This is a genomic window from Vibrio sp. 1562, assembly GCF_033340155.1.
GTDB classification, from domain to species: Bacteria; Pseudomonadota; Gammaproteobacteria; order Enterobacterales; family Vibrionaceae; genus Vibrio; species Vibrio alginolyticus.
The window spans coordinates 1-1,157 of the sequence record NZ_JAWOVY010000108.1 but is presented as its reverse complement, the minus strand read 5'-3'; the positions used below and the strand labels follow the sequence as shown (position 1 = coordinate 1,157).

The window sequence follows — 1,157 nt, the reverse complement described above, 5'->3', positions numbered from 1 at the left end:
CATTTAAGTCTTGTAGGAAAATACTTACAAAATAATCGTCACTTGATGATACCAGTGAATCTGGAACTACTAATATATATGTAGAGAGTTTGTTTATATTTGTTTGATGAATATCTTTTGCAAGCTTTATAGCGTTTGGCGCTTTATTTGTGAATTTGTGGCTAAGAAAAAAACACTGTTCAAGATAATTTTTAGATAAGTCATTGAATTTGCATAAGGCCTCATCATTCAATGCAGACAAAAAAGTTTCCTTGTCTGTAAAGCTTGTAAGTGAAGTGTTGTTATTTGCTGGTAGCGTACTGAACAAATAATCAATAACCATTTGCTTATGTGTAAATAAGTTTACATAAACAGAATTTATCTCTCGTTCAGAAGTAATTGCGGATAACCCGGAGATTGCTGACATCAAAAGGCCTTATAATCAATGGTTTACTGTTGTTGTGCGTTGTGGCTTACAATCCGCTGTATGCTAATCGTTACAATGTTACTTTGCTTGGCGACAAGAAAATGACGCCGAGATATTAAACGAAATTGATCAGAAATTAAAATAGTTATAGCATTGTTTCATATGATGTTTATAAGTTTAAACTCAATAATTTGCAAGTCTATGATTTACTATACCCGTGATCATTGAAGATGCTTGATTTTCGATAGAATCAGGATCATGCTACGAACCATGAAAATTACACTGACTCCTCAACAGAAACTGCAACTCGAACAAATGCACGACATTGAACGTGATAGTCGAGTTTGCGACCGTATTAAGGCTGTTTTGCTGGCTTCTGAAGGCTGGAGTCAGACTATGATTTCACAAGCTCTTCGTATTCATGAATCGACCGTTGCTCGTCATCTCAGCGACTACGTTCTTTCTGAAAAACTTAAGCCTGAAAATGGCGGAAGCCAAAGCAAGCTCTCTGCTACTCAAACCATGCACCTAATCGAGCATTTGACTGAGAAAACCTATTCTCATACGCATCAAATTGTCACTTACGTTAAAGAGACATTTGGACTGGATTACACGGTTTCTGGTATGAATAAATGGCTTCACCACAATGGTTTTAGCTACAAGCAACCGAAAGGCGTACCACACAAGTTTGATGAAGCACAACAGCAAGCATTTATAGAGGCTTATGAAGCGTTAAAGGCAAGCTGTGACA

Annotated in this window: 1 protein-coding gene and 1 pseudogene; one reads left to right on the top strand and one right to left on the bottom strand. The window is 36.8% G+C overall.

Going from position 1 to position 1,157, the window contains the following annotated elements:
* Positions 1-406: pseudogene (locus R7Z49_RS23515) on the bottom strand (cellulose biosynthesis protein BcsE); the annotation flags it as partial.
* A gap of 270 nt (positions 407-676) precedes the next feature.
* Here R7Z49_RS23515 and R7Z49_RS23510 point away from each other — a divergent pair.
* A partial coding sequence (locus R7Z49_RS23510) for a winged helix-turn-helix domain-containing protein (protein ID WP_318112146.1) occupies positions 677-1,157 on the top strand: 481 nt, incomplete at its 3' end.